The 21675-nt window shown below is 69.2% G+C and carries 25 protein-coding genes; 11 read left to right on the top strand and 14 right to left on the bottom strand.

Translation table 11 applies throughout. The features are described from left to right. The first annotated feature begins 6 nt into the window (after positions 1 to 6). A complete protein-coding gene (locus AXK61_RS22500; RefSeq protein ID WP_082778209.1) occupies positions 7 to 2574 on the top strand; it encodes a heavy metal translocating P-type ATPase in 2568 nt (855 codons plus the stop codon). 140 nt (positions 2575 to 2714) lie between these two features. On the opposite strand, the gene AXK61_RS22495 is transcribed toward AXK61_RS22500, so the two are convergent. Further along, a complete protein-coding gene (locus tag AXK61_RS22495) occupies positions 2715 to 4523 on the bottom strand; it encodes an ABC-F family ATP-binding cassette domain-containing protein (RefSeq protein WP_068574904.1) in 1809 nt (602 codons plus the stop codon). A 73-nt stretch (positions 4524 to 4596) separates the two neighbouring features. Here AXK61_RS22495 and AXK61_RS22490 point away from each other — a divergent pair, with 73 nt between their 5' ends. After that, positions 4597 to 5598 carry an enoyl-CoA hydratase/isomerase family protein gene (locus AXK61_RS22490; protein ID WP_068747041.1) on the top strand — a complete coding sequence of 334 codons (1002 nt, stop codon included), beginning with the start codon at positions 4597 to 4599 and terminating at the stop codon, positions 5596 to 5598. Here AXK61_RS22490 and AXK61_RS22485 read toward each other — a convergent pair whose 3' ends face one another. Further along, positions 5599 to 6036: a MarR family winged helix-turn-helix transcriptional regulator gene (locus AXK61_RS22485; RefSeq protein ID WP_068574906.1), complete on the bottom strand. Its 438-nt coding sequence runs from the start codon at positions 6034 to 6036 to the stop codon at positions 5599 to 5601. A 57-nt stretch (positions 6037 to 6093) separates the two neighbouring features. Between AXK61_RS22485 and AXK61_RS22480 the strand changes: the two genes are divergently transcribed. Continuing rightward, a complete protein-coding gene (locus AXK61_RS22480; RefSeq protein ID WP_068747040.1) occupies positions 6094 to 6636 on the top strand; it encodes a DUF6790 family protein in 543 nt (180 codons plus the stop codon). A 175-nt stretch (positions 6637 to 6811) separates the two neighbouring features. Then, a complete protein-coding gene (locus AXK61_RS22475) occupies positions 6812 to 7456 on the top strand; it encodes a LysE family translocator (RefSeq protein WP_197466906.1) in 645 nt (214 codons plus the stop codon). A 64-nt stretch (positions 7457 to 7520) separates the two neighbouring features. Here the strand turns inward: AXK61_RS22475 and AXK61_RS22470 are convergent, their stop codons facing one another. Beyond that, a complete protein-coding gene (locus AXK61_RS22470) occupies positions 7521 to 7964 on the bottom strand; it encodes a PaaI family thioesterase (RefSeq protein WP_068574908.1) in 444 nt (147 codons plus the stop codon). A gap of 50 nt (positions 7965 to 8014) precedes the next feature. Between AXK61_RS22470 and AXK61_RS22465 the strand changes: the two genes are divergently transcribed. Both AXK61_RS22465 and AXK61_RS25220 read left to right on the top strand, forming a co-directional pair. After that, positions 8015 to 8689: a TetR/AcrR family transcriptional regulator gene (locus AXK61_RS22465; protein ID WP_068747039.1), complete on the top strand. Its 675-nt coding sequence runs from the start codon at positions 8015 to 8017 to the stop codon at positions 8687 to 8689. A gap of 124 nt (positions 8690 to 8813) precedes the next feature. Next, positions 8814 to 9428 carry a hypothetical protein gene (locus AXK61_RS25220; protein WP_139058105.1) on the top strand — a complete coding sequence of 205 codons (615 nt, stop codon included), beginning with the start codon at positions 8814 to 8816 and terminating at the stop codon, positions 9426 to 9428. Between the two features lie 22 nt (positions 9429 to 9450). Here AXK61_RS25220 and AXK61_RS22455 read toward each other — a convergent pair whose 3' ends face one another. Then, positions 9451 to 11055 carry a peptide chain release factor 3 gene (locus tag AXK61_RS22455; RefSeq protein ID WP_068574910.1) on the bottom strand — a complete coding sequence of 535 codons (1605 nt, stop codon included), beginning with the start codon at positions 11053 to 11055 and terminating at the stop codon, positions 9451 to 9453. A 425-nt stretch (positions 11056 to 11480) separates the two neighbouring features. On the opposite strand from AXK61_RS22455, the gene AXK61_RS22445 reads away from it, so the two are divergent. Beyond that, positions 11481 to 11879: a type II toxin-antitoxin system HicB family antitoxin gene (locus tag AXK61_RS22445; protein ID WP_139058107.1), complete on the top strand. Its 399-nt coding sequence runs from the start codon at positions 11481 to 11483 to the stop codon at positions 11877 to 11879. On the opposite strand, the gene AXK61_RS22440 is transcribed toward AXK61_RS22445, so the two are convergent. The 3 genes from AXK61_RS22440 to AXK61_RS22430 are packed head-to-tail and all read right to left on the bottom strand — an operon-like array spanning position 11834 to position 13627. Then, a complete protein-coding gene (locus tag AXK61_RS22440; protein ID WP_068747037.1) occupies positions 11834 to 12457 on the bottom strand; it encodes a GNAT family N-acetyltransferase in 624 nt (207 codons plus the stop codon). The two genes, AXK61_RS22445 and AXK61_RS22440, sit on opposite strands and share 46 nt — an antisense overlap. Beyond that, on the bottom strand, positions 12454 to 13032 hold the full coding sequence (gene pth, locus AXK61_RS22435; protein WP_068574914.1) for an aminoacyl-tRNA hydrolase: 579 nt from the start codon (positions 13030 to 13032) through the stop codon (positions 12454 to 12456). The genes AXK61_RS22440 and pth overlap by 4 nt, the downstream gene beginning before the upstream one ends. Before the next feature lie 4 nt (positions 13033 to 13036). Next, positions 13037 to 13627, bottom strand: a complete 591-nt coding sequence (locus AXK61_RS22430) for a 50S ribosomal protein L25/general stress protein Ctc (RefSeq protein WP_068574915.1) — start codon at positions 13625 to 13627, stop codon at positions 13037 to 13039. 237 nt (positions 13628 to 13864) lie between these two features. Here AXK61_RS22430 and AXK61_RS22425 point away from each other — a divergent pair, with 237 nt between their 5' ends. From AXK61_RS22425 to AXK61_RS22415, 3 genes are read left to right on the top strand one after another with little or no spacing between them, the layout of a single operon-like run. Then, positions 13865 to 14308, top strand: coding sequence for a limonene-1,2-epoxide hydrolase family protein (locus tag AXK61_RS22425; RefSeq protein WP_197466899.1), 444 nt, complete (start codon positions 13865 to 13867; stop codon positions 14306 to 14308). A 38-nt stretch (positions 14309 to 14346) separates the two neighbouring features. Continuing rightward, positions 14347 to 15165, top strand: coding sequence for an LLM class F420-dependent oxidoreductase (locus tag AXK61_RS22420; RefSeq protein ID WP_068747036.1), 819 nt, complete (start codon positions 14347 to 14349; stop codon positions 15163 to 15165). Positions 15166 to 15203: 38 nt separating this feature from the next. After that, positions 15204 to 16043, top strand: coding sequence for a dienelactone hydrolase family protein (locus AXK61_RS22415; protein WP_068575315.1), 840 nt, complete (start codon positions 15204 to 15206; stop codon positions 16041 to 16043). 49 nt (positions 16044 to 16092) lie between these two features. Here the strand turns inward: AXK61_RS22415 and AXK61_RS22410 are convergent, their stop codons facing one another. The 6 genes from AXK61_RS22410 to AXK61_RS22390 all read right to left on the bottom strand — a co-directional run bounded on the left by AXK61_RS22410 (position 16093) and on the right by AXK61_RS22390 (position 20867). Continuing rightward, on the bottom strand, positions 16093 to 17397 hold the full coding sequence (locus AXK61_RS22410; protein ID WP_068747035.1) for a serine/threonine-protein kinase: 1305 nt from the start codon (positions 17395 to 17397) through the stop codon (positions 16093 to 16095). Positions 17398 to 17712: 315 nt separating this feature from the next. After that, entirely contained in the window at positions 17713 to 18456 is a 744-nt protein-coding gene (locus tag AXK61_RS22405) for a hypothetical protein (protein WP_068747034.1), read from the bottom strand. A gap of 42 nt (positions 18457 to 18498) precedes the next feature. Beyond that, positions 18499 to 18654, bottom strand: coding sequence for a hypothetical protein (locus tag AXK61_RS25215; protein ID WP_156485788.1), 156 nt, complete (start codon positions 18652 to 18654; stop codon positions 18499 to 18501). Between the two features lie 97 nt (positions 18655 to 18751). Further along, positions 18752 to 19000 carry a hypothetical protein gene (locus AXK61_RS24600; RefSeq protein WP_231855656.1) on the bottom strand — a complete coding sequence of 83 codons (249 nt, stop codon included), beginning with the start codon at positions 18998 to 19000 and terminating at the stop codon, positions 18752 to 18754. 65 nt (positions 19001 to 19065) lie between these two features. Beyond that, a complete protein-coding gene (locus tag AXK61_RS22395; RefSeq protein ID WP_068574921.1) occupies positions 19066 to 19863 on the bottom strand; it encodes a family 1 encapsulin nanocompartment shell protein in 798 nt (265 codons plus the stop codon). Next, positions 19860 to 20867 (bottom strand): Dyp-type peroxidase, encoded by a 1008-nt coding sequence (locus AXK61_RS22390; RefSeq protein ID WP_414930020.1) that lies wholly within the window; start codon positions 20865 to 20867, stop codon positions 19860 to 19862. Before AXK61_RS22390 ends, AXK61_RS22395 begins: the two co-directional genes overlap by 4 nt. A 176-nt stretch (positions 20868 to 21043) precedes the next feature. Between AXK61_RS22390 and AXK61_RS22385 the strand changes: the two genes are divergently transcribed. Further along, positions 21044 to 21235, top strand: coding sequence for a hypothetical protein (locus tag AXK61_RS22385; RefSeq protein ID WP_068574922.1), 192 nt, complete (start codon positions 21044 to 21046; stop codon positions 21233 to 21235). A 74-nt stretch (positions 21236 to 21309) separates the two neighbouring features. Here AXK61_RS22385 and arsC read toward each other — a convergent pair whose 3' ends face one another. Continuing rightward, positions 21310 to 21651, bottom strand: a complete 342-nt coding sequence (gene arsC, locus AXK61_RS22380; protein WP_068747032.1) for an arsenate reductase (glutaredoxin) — start codon at positions 21649 to 21651, stop codon at positions 21310 to 21312. Positions 21652 to 21675: the final 24 nt, after the last annotated feature.

Raw genomic sequence — 21675 nt, 5'->3', positions numbered from 1 at the left:
TCGACCATGAGCAGCACCGAGGCCGCTACCGGCGGATCACACGTCGAACTGGACATCGGCGGCATGACCTGCGCATCGTGCGCGAACCGGATCGAGCGCCGGCTCAACAAGATCGAGGGTGTGAGCGCCACGGTCAACTACGCCACGGAGAAGGCGAAGGTCACCGCGCCCGACGGCGTGGACGTGCAGCGGATCATCGACGAGGTCGCCGAGACCGGCTACAGCGCAACGCCGTCCGGGCCCGCGGCGCCGTCGGCCTCGGGCGGCGAGAAGCTCTCCCCGGCCGACCGAGAACTGGAGTCCCTGCGCACCCGGCTGATCGGCGCCGTCGTGCTCGCCGTGCCCGTGATCGCCACGGCGATGGTCCCCGCCCTGCAGTTCACCTACTGGCAGTGGGCATCGCTGGCGCTCGCCGCGCCCGTGATCCTCTGGGGCGCATGGCCCTTCCACAAGGCGGCCTGGACCAACCTCAAGCACGGCACGGCCACGATGGACACGCTCATCTCGATGGGCACGCTGTCCGCGTTCCTGTGGTCGCTGTACGCGCTGTTCCTGGGGACCGCGGGGGAGCCGGGGATGGTGCACCCCTTCAGCTTCACGCTCGCGCCGTCCGCCGGTGCCGCCAACATCTACCTCGAGGTGGCCGCGGGTGTGACGATGTTCATCCTCGCCGGGCGGTACTTCGAGAAGCGCTCCAAGCGCCGGGCGGGCGCGGCGCTGCGCGCGCTGCTGGAGCTCGGCGCGAAGGAGGTCTCGGTCCTGCGTGACGGGGCCGAGGTGAAGGTCCCCGTCGACCTGCTCGCGGTGGGCGACGAGTTCGTCGTGCGCCCCGGCGAGAAGATCGCCACCGACGGCGTGGTCGTCGCCGGTAGCTCGGCCGTCGACGCGTCGATGCTGACGGGGGAGTCCGTGCCGGTCGAGGTCGGTGCGGGAGACGCCGTCACCGGCGCCACCGTGAACGCCGGTGGGCGCCTGGTGGTCCGGGCCGTGCGCGTCGGATCGGACACGCAGCTCGCGCAGATGGCGCGACTCGTCGAGGACGCGCAGACCGGGAAGGCCGAGGTGCAGCGCCTCGCCGACCGGATCTCCGGGTTCTTCGTACCGATCGTCATCGCGATCGCCGCGATCACGTTGGGCGGCTGGCTGGGCGCGGGTTTCCCCGTCGCGGCGGCCTTCACCGCCGCGGTCGCGGTCCTGGTGATCGCCTGCCCGTGCGCGCTCGGCCTCGCCACCCCGACGGCGCTGCTCGTCGGCACCGGCCGCGGCGCCCAGCTGGGCGTCCTCATCAAAGGGCCGGAGGTCCTCGAATCGACCCGGCGCGTGGACACCGTCGTACTCGACAAGACCGGCACCGTGACCACCGGGCGGATGACCCTCGTCGACGTCGTGGCCGAGCCGGGCGTCGAGGCGCAGGACGTGCTGCGGTTCGCCGGCGCGCTCGAGGACGCTTCCGAGCATCCGATCGCGCAGGCCATCGCGGCGGGCGCTCGGGAGAAGGTCGGAACGCTCTCGCCCGTTGAGGGATTCGCGAACGTCGAGGGACAGGGCGTGCAGGGCGTCGTCGACGGCCACGGCGTGATCGTGGGCCGCGAATCGCTGCTCGCCGACTGGGCGCTGACGCTGAGCGACGGTCTCGCGGCGACCAAGGCCGCGGCCGAGGCCCGCGGCGCGACCGTCGTAGCAGTCGGCTGGGACGGCGCGGCGCGGGGGATCCTCGTGGTCTCCGACACCGTGAAACCGACCAGTGCGCAGGCGATCCGGGAATTGCGAGCTCTCGGCCTGACTCCGGTGCTGCTCACCGGCGACAACGTGGCCGCCGCCCGGCACATCGCCGCGCAGGTGGGTATCGACGAGGTGATCGCGGAGGTCATGCCGCAGGACAAGGTCGATGTGGTGACCCGACTGCAGGCGCAGGGCCGCGTGGTCGCGATGGTGGGCGACGGCGTCAACGACGCCCCCGCGCTCGCCGCCGCCGACCTCGGCCTGGCGATGGGCACCGGCACCGACGTGGCGATCGAGGCCTCGGACATCACCCTCGTCCGCGGCGACCTGCGGGCAGCGGTGGACGCGATCCGCCTGTCGCGCAGCACCCTCCGCACCATCAAGACCAATCTGTTCTGGGCCTTCGCCTACAACGTCGCCGCGATCCCGGTGGCCGCCCTGGGCATGCTCAACCCGATGCTCGCCGGTGCGGCGATGGCCTTCTCCAGCGTCTTCGTGGTGGGGAACAGCCTGCGGCTGCGCGGGTTCCGCAGTACGGCGGAGAGCGGCGCAACCGAGAACCCGAATCCTTCCACCACTTCCACTGATCGAGAGGACACCGCCGACATGAGCTGCTGCAGCACGAACTCCAGCGGGCCCGAGGACATCCGGCTGGGCGCCGCACCCACCACCGCGTCCGCGGACGACTCCACCACCTGCCCCGTGATGGTGGGGAACCCCGTGGTCAAGTCCACCGCCGAGGCGCGCGGCCTGTTCCGCGACTACGACGGCGAGCGGTACTTCTTCTGCTGCCCCTCGTGCGCCCCGAAGTTCGACGCCGATCCCGCGAAGTACGCGGCGAACGTCGCCTGACGCGCGGCAGAAGTCGCCGCTCCCCTCAGAAATCGCCCCGCCCCGCGTGTATCCGCGGGGCGAGCGAAGATACCTGCGGGGAGCGGCGATTTCTGCGGGAAGGGGAGAAATCGGCGGCGGCCGGATGACCGCCGCGACTCTCAGCCCTCCAGCGACTCCGACAGCTCCAGCCAGCGCAGTTCCTGCTCGGCCAGCTCGTCCTCGAGGGCGGAGATCTTCTTCATCTCGTCGGCGAGGCCGGCGTAGTCGCCCTGGTCGTGATCGGCCAGGGCGTTCTTCGCCTTCTGGATCTGCTCGCTGAGCTTGGCCATCCGCCGCTCGACGGCGGTGACCTCCTTCTGCGCCGCCCGCAGCTCCGCGCCGCTCAGCCCCGACTCGGGCGCGGTCACCGTCGAACCGGAGGAACCGGACACGGAGGCCGAGCCGGCGCCGCGCTCGGCACGCCGCAGCGCCAGGTACTCGTCGACGCCGCCGGGCAGGTGCCGCAGGCGCCGCTCGAGGATGGCGTACTGCTGGTCGGTGACGCGCTCGAGGAAGTAGCGGTCGTGGCTGACCACGATCAGTGTGCCCGGCCACGAGTCGAGGAGGTCCTCCATCGCGGCGAGCATGTCGGTGTCGAGGTCGTTGGTGGGCTCGTCGAGGATCAGCACGTTCGGCGAGTCCAGGAGGATGAGGAGCAGTTGCAGGCGCCGTTTCTGCCCGCCGGAGAGGTCCTTGACCGGCGTCGAGAGCTGGGCCGACGCGAAGCCCAGCCGCTCGAGCAGCTGCGACGGGGTGAGGTCCTGCGCCTTGGAGCCGCTGCCCACGGTGAAGCTGGTGGCGAGGTTCGCCAGGACCACGCGGACGGGGTCGTTCCAGTGCTCTTCGAGCTCGTCGAGGCGCTGCGTGAGTGTCTGGACCTTGACGGTCTTGCCGCGCTTGACGGTGCCGGACGTGGGCTCGGTGGCACCGTCGATCAGCCCGAGCAGGGTCGACTTGCCGGCCCCGTTGACGCCGAGGACGCCGGTGCGCTCGCCGGGGGCGATGCGCCATTCGACGTCGCTGAGCACCTGCTTCTCGCCGTACGAGACCGAGACATCGAGGATGTCGACCACGTCCTTGCCGAGCCGCGAGACGGCGAGCGACTGCAGCTCCGTCTTGTCGCGGATCTCGGGGACGTCGGAGATGAGGGCGTTCGCCGCGTCGATCCGGAACTTCGGCTTGGAGGTGCGGGCCGGAGCGCCGCGACGCAGCCAGGCCAGCTCCTTGCGCGCGAGGTTCTGCCGCTTCTGCTCGATCGACGCGGCCTGCCGGTCCCGCTCGACGCGCTGCAGGATGTACGCGGCGTACCCGCCCTCGAAGGGTTCGACGATGCGGTCGTGCACCTCCCAGGTGGCGGTGCACACCTCGTCGAGGATCCACCGGTCGTGCGTCACCATGAGCAGGCCGCCCTGGTTCGCGGGCCAGCGGGTCTTGAGGTGGCCGGCGAGCCATTCGATGGCCTCGACGTCGAGATGGTTCGTCGGCTCGTCCAGGATCAGCACGTCGTGCTCGCCCGCGAGGAGCTGCGCGAGCTGCACGCGGCGGCGCTGCCCGCCGGACAGCTCCCCGAGCCGCGCGTCCCACGGTAGGTCCAGGAGCAGGCCGGAGAGGATGTCGCGCACCTTCGGGTCGCCCGCCCACACGTGCTCGGGGGTGTCGCCGACGACCGTGTGCCCGACGGTGTCGCCGTCGTCGAAGAGGTCCGTCTGGGTCAACACGCCCACGCGGACGCCGCCCCGTCGGGTCACGCGTCCGGAGTCGGGCTCGCGCGTACCGGCCAGCATGCCGAGCAGGCTCGACTTGCCGTCGCCGTTGCGGCCGACGATGCCGACCCGGTCGCCCTCGTTGACGCCGAGGGACACCGAATCGAAGACCGTCTTGGTCGGGTACTCGAGGTGCAGCGCATCCGCGCCGAGAAGATTCGCCATCGCCGGTCCAGATTACGCGGGCACCTGGCATACTGATTTAGTTGGATATGCGACCAATCGCGAGGAGTGAGCTGTGAGCGACGCCGAGATCGTCACCACCGTGGTCGGGGGCACCGGCCACATCGAGCTGAACCGTCCGAAGGCGCTCAACGCGCTCACGAGCGACATGGTGCATGCGATCGACGAGGCCCTGCAGGCCTGGGAGTCCGACGATGCCGTCGCGCGCGTCCTCATCACCTCCGCCTCGCCCAAGGCCTTCTGCGCCGGCGGCGACATCCGTGCCATCCGCGATCAGGTCGTGGCGGGGGAGGACTTCACGCCCTTCTTCCGCGACGAGTACGACATGAACCTGCGCCTCGCCGAGTTCCCCAAGCCGGTGGTCGCGCTGATCGACGGCGTGAACATGGGTGGCGGCGTGGGTGTCTCGATCCACGGTTCGCACCGGGTGGTCTCCGAGAAGGCGCTCATCGCGATGCCCGAGGTGGCCATCGGCTTCCTGCCCGACGTGGGTGCCACCCACATCCTGGGCCGGCTGCCGAAGGGTGTCGGCGAGCTCATGGGCATGACCGCCGCGCGGATCGGAGCCGGAGACGCGCTCGCCGTCGGGCTCGCGACGCACTTCGTGCCCTCGGCCGCGATGGCCGACGTGAAGACGGCCCTGCTCGCCGGCCGCGACCTCGACGTGGTCCTCGCCGAGTTCGCCGGCCCGGCCCCCGTGCCGACGCTGCCGCTCGACGCCATCGCCGAGGTCTTCGGCCTGGGCGCGGTGCCGGAGATCCTCTCCGCGCTGGCGACCACCGAGGGGGCGTGGGCGGACACCGCGCGCGAGCAGCTGTCCACAGCGTGCCCGACCTCGGTGTTCGTCACCTTCGGCCTGATCCAGGAGTCCCCGAACCGCACGCTGGCGCAGTGCCTGGCGGAGGAGGCCGTGGTCGGCGCGCGCCTCGTGCGTCGCCCCGACTTCGTTGAGGGCATCCGCGCCGTCCTCATCGACAAGACCCGCGACCCGAAGTTCTCGCCCGCGTCCGTGAACGATGTCGACGAGTCCGAGATCGAGACGATCCTCGGCAGTTGATCAGCCGCGGCCCGCTGCGGCCGCGAGGAAGTCGCGCAGCGCGATGCTGTCGCGGAGGTAGCGATCGTAGGGGAAGTCCCTCTCGGTGAGGGCCTTCTTCAGTTGTGCCGCATAGTCGTTGCTCGACGCGTGGAACAGCTCGGCGCCGTCGTCCGTGAGGCGCACGAGGCGCCGCCGGGCGTGTGCGGGATCGGGTTCGACGGTGACCAGTCCCTCCGGCACCAGCGCGGTCAACATGCGGCTCACGGCCGCATCCGAGACGAGCATGGCCTGTGCGAGTTCGTGCTGCGTGGCCGGCTGGATCTCCTCCAGGGTGCCGAGCAGTCGCATCCGGCTGTAGCTCGGCGCCCCGCGCTCGCCGTGCTCGCGGGTCACGATGCCCAGCAGCATCGTGATGTGGCTCAAGACGTCGCCCAGGCCCTCGGTGGGTTCGCTCATGATTGGAATCCTACCTGAGTCTTGACGACTTAATATTAACTTGTTAAGACTGATGTCATGAACACATCGACGCAATACCTCATCCACTCCGCAACGCCCGTGCTGTTCCCGGTCATCGCCGTGATCGGGGCGTCGATCCGTTCGGCGCGCCGCCCCGGCCGCCGGCTGGAGACCTGGCAGCGCTGGTGGCTCACCTGGGCCGGTGTCGGCGCCGCCTGGGTCGGCATCAGCTTCCTCGTCGCGCCGGACATGATGGCGCACGAGATCGGCTTCCCCATTGGCAACCCCTTCCAGTTCGAGATCGCCTTCACCAATCTCGGCTTCGCGGCCATGGCTCTCGTCCTGGCGTTCCGGTACCCGGAGTTCCGGCTGATGTACGGCGTCGGGTACGCGATCTTCCTGTGGGGCGCGGCCTTCGGGCATCTCTTCCAGTGGTTCGCGCACGGAGATCATCAGCCGGGCAACACCGGCGGGATCCTCGTCGTCGACATCATGGTCCCGGCGGTGATCATCGTCCTGGCGCTGCTGGACCGACGACGCGGCGCACCGTCGAAGACGGTGGCGGCGCATCCGCCGACGGGCGCGACCTCGATCGCATGAGGACGTCGGTTCGGCGACTATGAAAACGTGACCGCCAGCGCCATATCGGACACATGACCGATATGGCACTGGCGGTCACGATTGCACAGTCGGCTGTGGCCGCCCGGACGTCAGGCCAGTCACAGTCAACTGGCTATGTACGGCGAGGCCAGTTCTCGTGAGGATGGATCCCATGATCGTTTCGTGGACCGCGATGGCGGGAATGGTGGTGACGGCGTTGGCCATGGTGCTCACGCCCGGGCCGAACATGATCTACCTCGTCTCCCGCAGTATCAGCCAGGGGCGCACGGCGGGCCTGATCTCGCTGTCCGGCACCGCCGTCGGCTTCGTCGTCTACCTCACGCTGGCCAATGTCGGGCTGGCCGTGGTGTTCGTGGCCGTGCCCTGGCTGTTCATGGGGTTCAAGGCCGCGGGAGCGCTGTACCTCGGCTACCTCGCCTGGCAGGCGCTGCGGCCCGGCGGGCGCGGGCTGTTCGAGACCACCGACCTACCGCGGGACTCGAACGCCAAGCTGTTCCGCATGGGGCTGGTCACGAACCTGCTCAACCCCAAGGCGGCGATCATGTACCTCGCGCTGATCCCGCAGTTCATCGACCCGAGCCGTGGACACACCACCGCGCAGGGCTTCCTCCTCGGCGGCGTGCAGATCACCGTGTCGATGCTGGTCAACGCTGCCATCGTAATCGCGGCCGGCGCGGTGGCCGCTCTGATCGCCCGCCGTCCCGAGTGGGCCGTCTGGCAGCGCCGGATCACGGGCACGCTGCTCGGCGCCGTCGCCCTGCTGTTGGCGCGCGAGGTCCCGCAGCGGGCTCGAGTCTGACCGCCGCGAAATGTGCGGTCGTTCGTACTCATGATCGTCGAGACGAACGACCGCACATTTCGCGTCAGCCCATCTGGTACGTGCCCGTGGCGCTCGCGACCAGCACGTCGCCCGACTCGGAGTACATGTCGCACCGCACGTGGCTCGTCTTCCGTCCCGTCGACAGACGGTGGGCGCGTACCCGCAGCCCGTCCTCGATGAGCGGCGCGATGAAGTTCAGCGACAGCGACGCGGTCACCCCGCGCAGCTTGTCCGGCACCGGGCGTCCGGCCCAGGCGGCCACCATCACGCCGATGTCCGCGGCCGCGGCGATGAGCCCGCCGTGCATCATCGTGCCGACCGTCGTCAGGTCCGGTCGGTACGGCACAAGGAGGGTGGCGGCACCGTCGGAGATGTCCTCCAACTGCACGCCGAGCAGCGCGACGAAGGGTGAGGCCGGCACGAACTGCTTCATGATCTCGGAGCCGTCGGCGGCGCCGGCGTCGAGCTGGTCGGGGGACACGGTCATCTTGATCTCCTAGGCTGACTATGAAAACGAAATATGACTAGGATAGTGTCATGGAATCGCTCCTGGCGGAACCCGTTGACAAGCGTCGCCGGCGCACCCGCTCGGCGCTGCTCGATGCGGCGCGCGTGCTGTTCGCGCGTCCCGGTGGCTACCGCGGAACGTCGGTCGACGAGCTCGCCGCGCAGGCGGATATCGCCCTGACCAGCATCTACTCGAACTTCCCCGGCGGAAAGGCCGACCTTTACGCGGTGCTCGCGTGTCGGGTGGGTAGTGAGCACGTCGATGCGATGGCCGCTGCGGTCGCCGGCGCAAGAGGCGAGGAGGCCGCGCGCCTGGCCTTCGACGAGTACCTCGACTTCCATCGTCGCGAACCGATCGCCTTCCGACTGCTCGGCCTCACCGACGTGCACGGTGAGGACTCGGAGACTGTGCGCGCCGCACGCGCCGAGGTCCGCGGCTACCTGGCCCGCGCTCTCGACGTCGTGATTAACGCGGTCGGCGAGCCCGCAGACACCGCGCGGGCGGAGGTGGTCCAGTGCTGGGCCGGCATCAACGGGCTGCTCGCCCTTGCCGTTCGCGGCCTGATCGACTCCGCCGAGGCCGACGATCTCATCGATGAGGTGCGGCGGCGGTGCGCCGCGAATCTGGGGACGGCGCTCAAGGCTTCGGTCGCGAACCCGCGTACAGCACGAGTTCGTGACCGCAGTGTCGCGAGCTACGAGTAGTCGTAGAAGCCCTTGCCTGCAGCGACCCCGGTGCAGTCCGTGTCGATGTAATTCTCCTTGAGTAACGCAGCGAGCGCCCGGCTGGTCAGTGACGAAATCGCCCCATCGGGTGTACGTTAACCGCATGCGGGCATCCATAGTGATAACTTCACTTCTGGTGCTGTCAGGGTGTGGAAGCCGTGATGTCGAGCCCATCACGTGTGCGGTCGGATCGCAGGTTGCCGGGGCGCACTGTGTCGCAGACATTCGCGAATCCACGGGCTACGACAAAACGGGCCGCAGCGCGCCCGACCTGATCCGATTCGAGTGCCCGGGAAAGCCGTTCTCTGAATGGACGATCTCGCTGTCGCGGTCGGTCGACAGCGCCGAGATCGTCGACGGACGAACTACGAGCGCTTCAGGCCTGACGCCATGGGCGGCGGATACGATTCCGGTCGCCAATACGCCACTGCCGAAAGAACTCTTCTTCGTGCAGCAAGCCGTCAAGGAGTGGAAAGCCGTGATGGCCCGCGAGGATCCGACGACGCGCTGGACGGTCAAGTCCACGGACTCGGGCTTCACGGGCACTCAGTTCCGACGCCATGGCATGGGGCGCGCGTATCGGCTGATCGAATACTCCGTCGCGCGGAGTGTGGCTGGTCCCGCTGCGAAGATCCAGGTCCGCGTGTGGCAGGCCACCGTGTCGCCTCTGGTTCCCGTTTCCATGACCGACGAGGAACGTCGCACGCACTGCGGCTGACCCCGCCACAGGCTGTTGCAGGCTAATCCGCCGCGGCGACCAGCGGCTGGAGCGTAAGAGTGGGGTGCTCCTTCTCGATGTACTGCAGCCGCCACTTGTCGGAGAACAGGGCGAGGAGGGCACCGTCGTTGCGCTCGAAGACCTCCACGCCGCGCTGCAGGTTCAGCTCGTCCGCGCTCGGCGAATCCGTCCGCCGCGCAACGGAGTAGCCGAGGTTCTCGACCTGCACGTCGACATTGAACTCCGTCTTCATCCGGGCGACCACGACCTCGAACTGCATGGGGCCGACCGCGGCCATCACAGGGGAGGCGTCGCCGCGGACGTCGTTGCGCAGCAACTGGACCACGCCCTCCGTGCCGAGCTGCTCGATGCCCTTGCGGAACTGCTTGTACTTGCCGGCCGAGTCGGCGCGGACCACGGCGAAGTGCTCGGGCGCGAACGAGGGGATCGGCGGGAACTGGACCTTGGCACCGTCGTACAGGGTGTCGCCGGGGGCGAGGGCGTTCGCGTTGACCAGGCCCACGACATCGCCGGGGTACGCGGTCTCGACGGTCTCACGGTCACGGCCGACGACCGTCATCGCGTACTTGGTGGCGAAGGGCTTGCCGGTCTGCGCGTGCTGCACGACCATGCCCCGCTCGAACTCTCCGGAGACGATCCGCATGAACGCCAAGCGATCCCGGTGCGCCGAGTCCATGCCGGCCTGCACCTTGAAGACGACGGCGCTGAACGGATCGGTGACCTCGCGCTCCTCGCCGGCGATGCTCTCGCGCGCTGCGGGCGGCGGCGCGAGCTCGACGAGCGACTCGAGAAGCTGGCGCACACCGAAGTTCAGGATCGCCGAGGTGAAGATCACCGGCGAGGTCTGGCCGGCCAGGAACATCTCCTGGTCGTGGCTCTGCCCCATCTCGGTCATGAGCTCGGTCTCCTCGACCGCCTCGGCCCACACATCGCCCTCGCGGTCCAGGGCGGCATCGGTCGAAAGGTGTTCCTCCGGTGCGATCTTCGCGCCGCCGGCGGTGCGGGTGAAGTGGACGTACTCGTCCTTGCGCACGTCGCGGAGGCCACGGAAGTCGCCTGCGATGCCGACGGGCCAGAACAGGGGAGTTGGCGTCAGGCCGATGCGCTCGGAGATCTCGTCGAGCAGCTCCAGTGGGGTGCGACCCGGGCGGTCCCACTTGTTGATCACGGTGATGACCGGGATGCCGCGGTGCCGGCACACCTGGAACAGCTTGAGCGTCTGCGGCTCCAGGCCCTTCGCGGCGTCGATGAGCATCACCGCCGCGTCGACAGCCGTGAGTACGCGGTAGGTGTCCTCGGAGAAGTCGGCGTGGCCGGGGGTGTCGACGAGGTTGATCACCGACGGCTCGGAATCCGCGGCCGCGCTGGAGGAGGTGTAGTTGAACTGCAGCGCCGTCGAGCTCACCGAGATGCCGCGGGCCTTCTCCATCTCCATCCAGTCGGAGACCGTCGACTTGCGGCCGGACTTGCCATGGATCGCGCCCGCCTCGTTGATCACCCGGGCGTGCAGCGCCAGGGCCTCTGTCATCGTGGACTTACCCGCGTCGGGGTGGCTGATGATGGCGAAGGTGCGGCGGCGGGAGACCTCGTCGGCAATGGAACTCACGAGCAGCCAGTCTACCCGTCCGCGCAGGTAGACCCCGCCACGCCCGTCGCCCGAATTCTGTCAGTGGGTCGCTCTACTCTCGGTGTCATGACGAGTCGGGGGACGAGTCGCCGGAGGGGGAAATCTCATGTCGAGAGCCGAAGACGCGCCGATCAGGCAGTTGTCAAGTGCCACTAGACGTAGTTGTCTAGTGTGGGCTGGACGCGTACCGTGACAACGCGAGACGACATGGTGAGAAAGATCCGAAAGGCGACGCGAGAAGCGGGGTTGACGTGGGATCTCGAACGCGAGGGCGGCCGGCATTCGATCTACTCGCTCGATGGGCTGCGGATCCCGATCGGTCGGCACCCCGGCGAGGTCGGAAACCGCTACGCGGAGATGGTCTATCGGCAGTGTGAGCCCAAGCTCGGAAAGGGGTGGTGGCGGTGAAGATCACGGCCACGATGAGTCGCGACGGCCGTTTCTGGCTGGTCCACGTTCCCGAGATCGACCAGTACACGCAGGGGCGGAACCTCAAGGAGGCCGCCGAGATGGCGCGCGACCTCACGGCGACCTGGCTCGACATTCCTCTTGATCAGGTCGACCTGGTGGGGACGACGATCGAGCTACCGGCACCGGTTCGCGTTCACCTGGACAACGCTGAGGAGCAACGCCGCGTCGCCGAGCAGGCGAATCGCGTGGCCGCGCGGGAGAGCCGCGCCGCGGTCGCCGATCTGCGGGCAGCGGGCCTCACCGTTCGTGACATCGGCGCGGCCATCGGACTGTCGCACCAGCGGGTTCAGCAGTTGCTCACGTCCGAGATCGGCGGGGCATCGAGCAGGTAGACCACGTGGTCCGGCGGGTCGACGGGGTTGTCGGGCGGGATGTCGACGTGTCCCACGAGGGTGAAGCCGGCCCGTTCGAGGGCCCGCCAGGAACGGCGGTTGCCGGCCGCGACGGCCACGACCACCCTGTCGCCGCCCAGCTCACCGAAGATGGTCGAGCACATCGCCGCGATCATCGCCGTGCCCAGGCCGCGTCCCGTGGCAGCGGGGGAGCCGATGAGGTAGTCGATGCCCCAGTCGCGGGGGCCGAGGTCGACGATGGTGCCGACCGCGACGGTCTCGGGCTCGTCCGGGTAGTCGATCCAGCGTTGCCGCTGGATCAGCCCGAACGGGGCCCCGGCACCGTCGGCCTCGGTTCCCGCGCCGCCGTCGACCCGATCGGGCCCGCTCGCTCCGCTCCCGGCGCCCAATGCCAGGAAGTCCAGCGAGGGCTCGGCACCGTCGACGGACGGCCCGAAGTCGCGCTCGACGGCCTCGAGGGAGGTCTCGTGGTTCCACCACCGCCGATTGTGCGACTCGCCGAGCCACGCCGCGAGGAGACCGAAGTCCTCGCGGGTGACCCGGCGGAAGGTGATCACCAGGCGTGCACCGTGTTCTGCGCGGCCTCGAGGCCGTCGCGGATGAGCAGCTCGACCGCGTCGGCGGCGTTGGTGACCAGGAGCGGCACCTCGGGCTTCTCGGTCTTGGCGAAGGGCTTGAGCACGTAGTCCGCGGGATCCTGCCGGCCCGGCGGCCGGCCGATCCCGGCCCGCACGCGCAGGTAGTCCTTCGTGCCCAGGTGCTGGGTCAGCGAGCGCAGGCCGTTGTGCCCGCCCTCGCCGCCGCCGCGCTTGAGCCGGACCAGACCGAAGTCGATGTCCAGCTCGTCGTGCACGGCGATGACGTCGGTCGGCTCGACCGAGTAGAACCGGGCCAGCGCGCCCACCGGCTCGCCGGAGAGGTTCATGTAGGACTGCGGCTTCGCCAGGTACACCTGGCGGCCGACGAGCCGCGCGCCCGCGACCTCCGCCCCCGACTTCTTGTGCCGGGAGAAGGAGGTGCGGGCGCGCGATGCGAGCTCGTCGACCACGTCGAAGCCGATGTTGTGCCGGGTCCCGGCGTACTTCTCGCCGGGGTTGCCCAGCCCCACGACGATGAGTGGCCGGTCGGTCATCGAACTACTCGGCAGCCTCGGCGGCGGCCTCGTCGGCCTCGTCGGCGGCGGCCGCGATCTCGGTGACGTTGACGACCAGGGCGTCGGCGTCGGTGAGCACGGAGACGCCCGCGGGCACCTCGAGCTGACCGGCGGTGATCTGCGTGCCGGCCTCGAGCTTGTGCACGTTGACCACGATGTTCTCGGGGATGCTCAGCGCGTCGGCCTCGATCTCGACCTCGTTGAGCTCCTGCGCGACCTGGGTGCCGCCGGCGGGCTCGCCCTCGACGACGACGCCGACGGACACGGTGACCTTCTCGCCCTTCTTGATCACCAGGAGGTCGGTGTGCTCGATGTAGTTGCGCAGCGGGTGCACGACGACCTGCTTGGTCAGCGCGAGCTGCTCCTTGCCGTCGATGTCCAGGTTCAGCACGGCGTTGACGCCGTCCTTGCGGAGGATGGCCGAGAACTCGCGGGCGACGACGGTGAAGTGCTGCGGGTCGGTGCCGTGGCCGTAGAGCACGACGGGCACGAGGCCGTCGCGGCGGGCGCGGCGCGCGGCGCCCTTGCCGAACTCGGTACGGACGGTGGCGACGAGCTTGTTGGTGTCAGACATGATGCTCCTGTTGCGGTGTATCGGCCTCGACGATGTCGAGGCGGCCCGCACTGCATCGCTCGCGGGATCCGCGGGGAGAAGTGCCGCTCGCGTCGATCACGGCGGCCGGGGCCGCCCTCGCCGAGAAGGTCGCAGGAGAGTCTACCGAACGCCCCGCTCAGGAGTGAAATCGAAGTTTCGCCGTTCCGTCATGTCCAGTTCGTGCGGCGTCCACGCCACATCGGCACCATCGACCCCGTGAACAACTTCCCGCTGTGGTCGCCGCAGGACGTCGCCGAGCGTTTCGTCGATGCCCTGGGCAGCGGCGACTACGAGATCGCCGAGCAGCTCCTGGCGAAGAACGTGGTCTACCGGCGTACCGGCGGCAGGCCGCTGCGGGGCCGCGCGGCGATCGCGCGGCACTTCCGCTGGCACGCGCGCACGCGGGTCGCCATGCAGGCGGTCCTGCTCGCCTCCGAGCAGTCCGACGATGCCGCGCTCACCGAGCGCGTGACCGCCCTCGTCTACGGACCGTTGTGCTTCCAGTTCCGGGTGCACGGCACGTTCGAGGTCGACGGGGGCCGCATCGTCGCGTGGCGCGACGAGGCCGACGTGCGCGACGTGGCCAAAGCGGTCGCCCGGGCCGTCGCCGGCGCCGTCTACGCCCCGGCGCGGCCGACCCTTCCGCGCGCCGCGGTGTGACGGGAAGCATCCGACCCCGGCCCGGCGTTGCACCCAGCATGACGACTCTGGGCAGGTTGGGAATCTGGCGCGGCGCCACGCAGGTCGACGGTGCCTTCGCCGATCGGGCGGAACGATTGGGCTACGGCACGGTGTGGCTGGGCGGGTCGCCGGGCGGCGACCTGGCGGTGGTGGATGCCCTGCTGGAGGCCACCGAGAACCTGGTGGTCGCGACGGGCATCCTCAACATCTGGCAGGACGACGCCCGCTCGGCGGCCGCCGCCTTCCACCGGATCGACAAGCTGCACCCGGGCCGGTTCGTGCTCGGTATCGGCGCGGGCCACCGCGAGGCCACCGCCGATTACCGCACCCCCTACCAGGCGCTCGTCGATTACCTGGACGTGCTCGCCGCGGAGGGCGTGCCGAAGGAGCAGACGGTGCTCGCGGCCCTCGGACCCAAGGTGCTGCGGCTCGCCGCCGACCGCACCGCCGGGGCGCATCCGTACCTGTCCACGCCCGAACACACGCGGCAGGCCCGCGAGATCCTCGGCGTCGGGGTGCTGCTCGCGCCGGAGCAGAAGATCGTCCTCGACGAGGACGACGCTCGCGGTCGGGCGACCGGGCGGCGCACCGTCGAGTTCTACCTGGGCCTGCGCAACTACGTCGCCAACCTGCGCCGTCTCGGCTTCGACGATGCCGACCTCGCGAAACCGGGCAGCGACCGCCTCGTGGACGTGCTGGCCGTGCACGGCGACGGCGACGCCGTTGCGGCGGGCGTTCGAGCCCATCTCGACGCCGGTGCCGACCACGTGGCGGTGCAGGCGCTGGGCGACGATCCGTGGCCGGCGCTCGAGGCCGTGGCGCACCGTCTGGCCTGAGTTCCGCCGCCCGGACTCCGCGTGGATGGGGCACGATGATGCTCGTGGATCTCAAAGCCGAAGCTGCCGCTCATCTCATCGACTTCACGAAGGAGTCCTTCACGTCGGACGGCGTGACGCACGACCTGTACCGAAAGGGAACGGGACCTGCGGTGATCGTGATCGCCGAGATCCCCGGCATCACCCCGAAGGTGCTGGACTTCGCGCGCAAGGTCGTGGACGCGGGGTTCACTGCGGTGCTGCCGCACCTGTTCGGCACGCCCGGCCTGGACGCCGCGAACCCCAAGGCGATCGGCTATGCCGGGACGGCGAAGAGCATGGCCAAGCTCGCCGGCTCGCTGTGCGTGAGCCGCGAGTTCACCATCCTCGCGACCGGCAAGTCCTCGCCCGTGGTGACGTGGCTGCGCGCGCTCGCCCGGAAGGAGCACGAGCGCTGCGGAGGGAAGGGCGTCGGCGCCGTGGGCATGTGTTTCACCGGCGGCTTCGCGCTCGGCATGGCCGTCGACGACGTGATGCTCGCGCCCGTGCTCAGCCAGCCCTCGCTGCCCTTCCGGCCCATCCCCGGCACCGGCCGCACCATCGACATCTCGCCCCAGGACCTCGACACGGTGAAGGTGCGGTGCGCCAAGCAGGGGCTTAAGGTCATGGGCCTGCGGTTCAAGAGCGACTTCATGGTGCCCGGCGAGCGTTTCGACTTCCTGCGCGAACAGCTCGGCGACGGCTTCATCGCCGTCGAACTCGACGACGCCGACGCCAACCCCGACGCCCTGACCCCGCCGCACTCGGTGTTGACGGAGCACCTCATCGACGAGCCCGGGCAGCCCACGCGTCGGGCCCTGGACGATGTGATCCAGCTGTTCCACGACACGCTGGTGTGAGGGCGCAACTCGCCGAAGCGGGTCGCCTGGGCTGGATAGCGGGAGATACCTAACCCGATGTCCACCACGTGGGGGCGACCTCTGCTGGAGGCAACTGGGAGATGTCACTGTCGTCGAGCCGCACGGTTACGCCGTGGGCGGGGCTCGCGTCGATCGTCAGCGTGTTCCATCTCGCACCGGTATCGCTGCCGCCGCGATACCGGTGCCTTGTCAGCAGTTGCTGAACTCGGGCCGTGACCGGAACTCGGAAGGTTCCGGAGGAGGTTGCCATTGTGACCGATGCCGATTGGTGGCGTTCGCCCACAGATTGAAACTCTCCGTGGAGCGATTGCCAGTACTGCGATCCCTGTGCGACGAGTAGCTCCACGATCTGCCGGATCGTTGCGTCATCCACCGTGCGGTCGTCAGTAGGAGCGGGATCCACCCTCGTTGCGCCCAGAGGGATTGGGGGCGTTGAGGAAGCTGGCGCCCGCATCATTGTGGGGACGTCGCGTGGGTCTGGCTGCTCGGACGGTGACAGTGTGGCATGTGACATGCGCGCGACCGCTGCGGTCAATTCTTCCGAGAACTTGCGAGAGGTGCGGAACCGCTGCAGCGGCTCCTTGGCCAGCGCACGGGCTATGACGTCGTTGAGTGGCGTGAGTGCGGGGTCGGCATCTCCGACGTGGGGGGTGGGGCCGGTGATGTGGGCCATCATCAACGCGCCTGGATTTTGGCCGGCGAAAGGTGGCCTGCCGGTGAGTAATTGATACGCGGTGGCGGCGAGGGAGTACTGGTCGGATTGGGGGACGACGCCGCCGCCGGTCAGCGACTCGGGTGGGGCGTAGGTGAGGGTGCCGATGAACGCATTGGTGGCCGTGAGATGGGTGCCGTCCATGAGTTTGGCGATGCCGAAGTCGAGAACAGTCACTCTGACGATCAGGCCGGTGAGGTCCCGCCGGACGATGATGTTGGCGGGCTTGATGTCTCGGTGGATGACGCCGCGGGAGTTGGCGTAGTCGACGGCGTCGGCGACGCGTTCGACGATGGTGGCCACTTCGGCGGGTGGGAGCGCACCGGCGCGGACGAGATCCTCGCCCTCGAGGTGGCTCATGGTGAACCACGCGGCATCGCTCTCGATGCCGTACGCGTAGACGGTCACGATGTTCGGGTGGTCGAGCCCGGCGGCGGTCTGGGCTTCGGTGGTGAACCGGCGGGCGAAGTCGTCGCCCGCGCCGGATGTGGATACGACCTTCATCGCTTCCAGCCGGCGCAGGTTCGGGTTCTCCACGAGCCAGACCTGGCCCATGCCGCCCGCGCCGAGCTTGCGCACGACCCGATACCCGGCGAACTCGCCACCCTCACGCAGATCCATCGCGCCGTTCCCCCGTCCCTCGGCGAGCACGCTACTCGCCCTGCGCGACGGTCCGCCCGATCGCCCGGCGATCGTCGCCGTCGGAGACGGTATCGACTCGACCTTGCGGTGCGGTTGTTCGCAGCTTGCGCCGCAAGGTTATGCACCCGGCGTATGACCTCCGGGTGTTCGTGCAGGTCAGAGGATATGCGCCGCGCGCATCGCCGACAGGACTGACACACCCCCGATCGTTCGCGCGTCAGTCCGCGTCCCCATCCCACGTCCCGCCCGCGCCCCGGGCCTGCGGTGCGGTCGCCCCGCGGCACCGTCGGCGCCCTAGCCGTTCGTCGGCCGCCCTCCGATGACGTCGTCCCAGCGCTTCCGGACCGGTCCCCACCGCCTGTCGAAATCCTTGGCCCGCGTCGCCGCGCAGGCCATCTTCGCAGGGGAGTAGAACCAGCGGGCCCAAGGGGAAGTGGGGCGGGCGAGGCGCACGGCCGCGACCCAGGTGACGGGCCACGCGAACAGCCCGACGAGCGCCGTCGGGTACTTGCCCTTGAGCGCGGTGACGGCCACAAGCAGCAGGTGCACCACGAGCAGCGTGGCGACGCCGCCGCGTACCCACCGCTCGGTGTCGCCGAGCCCCGCAACGTTCGCGGGCGACACCCCGACCACCGCGAGCCCGACGCACGCCGCCGCCAGCGTCACCATGTTCACGGACAGCTGGCCCTCCTGCGACCAGTAGACGTCCTTGAGATGGAAGATCATCGCGAACTCGTCGAGCATCAGCGATGCGCCGACGCCGACGAGCAGCGCGGCCAGATAGGCCCACGGCGGGCGGCCCACCGCGCCGACGGCAGTGAACGCGCCGGCCACCAGCAGGATCAACCCCGGCGTCGAGTGGTGCAGATGCACTCCGCCGGCGCTGACGTTGTGGAAGGGGCCGCGGCCCGCCCGGATCATCCGGGTGATGGTCCGGGTGGCCGTGAAGGTCACGACGAACGCGACGAAACTCAGCAGCAGGGGCCCCTTCTGCGCACCGATCACCTCGAGTCGCCACCACTCGTCGAACCAGCCCACGTCACCTCCTCGAACACGCCGGAACCAGGGCTCGGGTGCCCCTTAGGAGATGCCCTCCTCCTCGGCGATCTCGGCCTCGCCGTCGTCGTCGAGGTCCTGGCCCACCGCCTCCCGGGCGTCCAGTTCCGTCTCCCGCTCCTCGGCCGCGGCCTGCGCCGGGGTCTCGTCGAGGCCGGACGGATCGTTCGAATCGCTCATTGCAGTCGCGCCTCCTCTTCACGCCCGAGGCGGTCGCGCTCCTCCTGCTTGCGCTTCTCCTCGTGCTCGTTCTCTTCCTCGCGGGCGTTCGTGTCGCTCATGCCTTCTCCTTCTCCTCGTCCGTCTTCTCCTCCGCGGGCAGTGAGCCCTCGGAGACCGAGCCGTCGGCGTGCTTCTCCACGACCGAGAGCACCAGGCCGTCGTCGTCCACGTCCACCCGGACGGTGTCGCCCCCGCGGACGTCGCCTCGCAGCAACATCGACGACAGGCGGTTGTCGAGCTCCTTCTGCACCGTCCGGCGCAGGGGGCGGGCTCCGAACTGGGGCTGGAAGCCCTCGTCCGGCAGCCAGTCCTCCGCGGTGGAGCTGACGTCCGGGACTCGGGTTCGAACGGGAGGTTCTGTCGCAGAAGTCAGTTGGTGAGCGGCACGGAGGCTTCGGCGGTGTACGCGAGGAAGGTGAAGGTCTCCTGCAGGTACAGCTGCACCGACTCGGCGTCGTGGCTGAGGTAGCCGATCTCGACGTCCGTGCCCAACCGCAGCTCGTAATCGCCGCCGCGGGTGGTCAGCGCGAACGCTCCGTCGATCGCGGGCGCCCAGATGATCTCACCGTCCACGAGCCGGTTGAGCTGCTCGCGGACGGGGTAGCCGTGATCGGAGGTCTCGCTGATGCTGGTGTACACGTCGGCGGACAACACCACGGAGTACGGGCCGTTGACGCCCGCGAGACGCAGGTCCTCCAGCGCCTTCGCCACAGCGTCCGGTGTCTCGAGCGGATCCGAGGGGAGTGCGATGGCGGCGTTCGACGACGACGCGCGCATCCCGCCGATCGACGCCGCGGGGTAGCCCTCGAAGACGGCGCGGTCCTCGGCGTAGGCGAGCTGCTTCGCCGCCGCCTTGACCGGATCCCAGTCGGCGTCCTGCGCGCCCCGCTCGACCGAATCGATCGCGGAGCGGCTCAGCGTGAAGGGCACGCGGAGGCGGACGAGTGGCACGCTCTCGCGCAGGTCCGCCTGAACGCCGTCCGCAGGACCGTCGACCGAACGCACGTGGCCGGTGCCGACGGCGGCGGCGGTCGGGCCGTCCGGCCCCGTCACGTCGACGACGCGGCGGCCGGCGATGTTGCGCTTGAAGGTCCGTGCCGCCTCGTCCTCGATCTGCTCCCAAGCCTCGGGGGTGACGGGCGCCAGTTCCCGGTACAGGTTGTTCATGCTTGACTTCCTTTCAAACTGCCGATCTCGAGCGAGCCGCCGGTTGCGGCGGGCGTGGTGGTCGCGGTCTCCTCCGACGACGGTGCGCCGTCGGCGGGGAGGTCCGGTGGGGCGTCGAGCCAGTCTCCGGTGGGGGTGAAGAAGAGGCATCCGGTGTGTGCGGTCGAGAAGTCGAGGATGCGGTCGGTGTTGCCGGGCGGGTCGCCCAGGAACATGTTGCGCAGCATGCGTTCCGTGACCTCCGGGTCACGGGAGTAGCCGATGAAGTAGGTGCCGAACTCCGCACTGCCGAGTTCGCCGAAGGGCATGTTCTGCCGGACGATCTGCAGCTGGTTGCCGTCCTCGTCGTTGATCACGTTCAGGGCGATGTGTGCGTTCTTCGGCTTCACGTCGTCGGCCATCTCGATGTCCTCGAGCTTGCTGCGCCCGATGACCTTCTCCTGGTCGTCGACCGACAGTGCCCGCCACGCCGTCATGTCGTGCAGGTACTTCTGGATGTGCACGTAGCTGCCGCCCGCGAAGTCGGGATCCTCGGATCCGACCGCGGTCGCGTTCACGGCGGCAGCGCCCTCGGGGTTCTCCGTCCCGTCGACGAAGCCCAGCAGGTCGCGGGCGTCGAAGAAGCGGAAGCCGTGCACCTCGTCGACCACGGTGACCGCGTCCCCGAACGAGTCGAGGATCCGCCAGGTCAGCTCGAAGCACATGTCGAGGGTGCTCGCCTTGACGTGCAGCAGCACGTCGCCCGGCGTCGACGGGGCGCGGTGCCGCGGACCGTCGAGCGCGATGAACGGGTGCAGCCCCGTGGGCTTGGGGCCGGCGAAGAGTCGATCCCAGACGTCCGAGCCGAAAGAGGTGGTGAGCGAGAGGTGCTTGTCCGGGTACCGGAATCCGACCGAGCGGGTGAGGCCGGACAGGTTGTCCAACGCGTCGTGAACCCGCTCCTCCTGCCCGTCCGAAACGGTGAGCACGACGAACATCGCGGCCTCGGTCAACGGTGATGTCACAACTTGATTCGGAACCACGAAAATCACCCTAGCCCTTCCCCGGACGGTGCGGAGGTCGAAGCAGATCGGTACGCCGCGCTGCGAAAAGCCGCGCGTGCGATGATGGTCGGCGAACCCGATGCCGGCTCTGCACCGGCGGATGCGGGTGGAATCCGTACGACCGGAGGGAGCCGGACATGACGTGGATCGCAGTGGTGGTACTGGGGATCGCTTCGCTCGCCGGGCTCGGATTCGCGTGTGCGGTGTCCACGCCCCGTCGCCCGGCGTCCGACGCGACGTACACGACGAGCGCGCTCGTGGCCGCCGGAGCGGTCGTGGGGTCGGCCCTGTTCGCGGTGATCGCCGCGATCCTTGTCGCGACCGGATAGCGCTCGCGAGCGGCCGGTCCGGGTCGGGCGTCGGCCGCGCACCCGTCGGACCGATCGGAACCTTTGCGCCGGGTCTACAGGATCTCGTCGACGGCTTCGGTGGGGCGGGCCATCCGGGTTCCTTTGGGCGTCACCACGAAGGGCCGCTCGATGAGGCGCGGATGCGCGACCATCGCGTCGAGCAGGGCGTCGTCGGTGGCGTCCGCGAGTCCGAGCTCCTTGTACTCCGCCTCGCGCGTGCGGACCGCCTGCCGGACGGTGAGCCCGGCATCGTCGATCAGTTTCGTCAGCTCCGCCTTCGTCGGGACCTGATCGAGGTACTTGACCACCGTCACCGTCGCCCCCGCCTCCTGGAGGCGGGTGAGTGCCTGGCGGGACTTGCTGCACTTGGGGTTGTGGTAGATCGTCGCGTCCATGCCGGCCAATCTAGTCCGCGACGT

The sequence above is a fragment of the Tsukamurella pseudospumae genome (assembly GCF_001575205.1).
GTDB lineage: Bacteria > Actinomycetota > Actinomycetes > Mycobacteriales > Mycobacteriaceae > Tsukamurella > Tsukamurella pseudospumae.
This window is presented reverse-complemented; position numbering and strand designations above follow the sequence as displayed.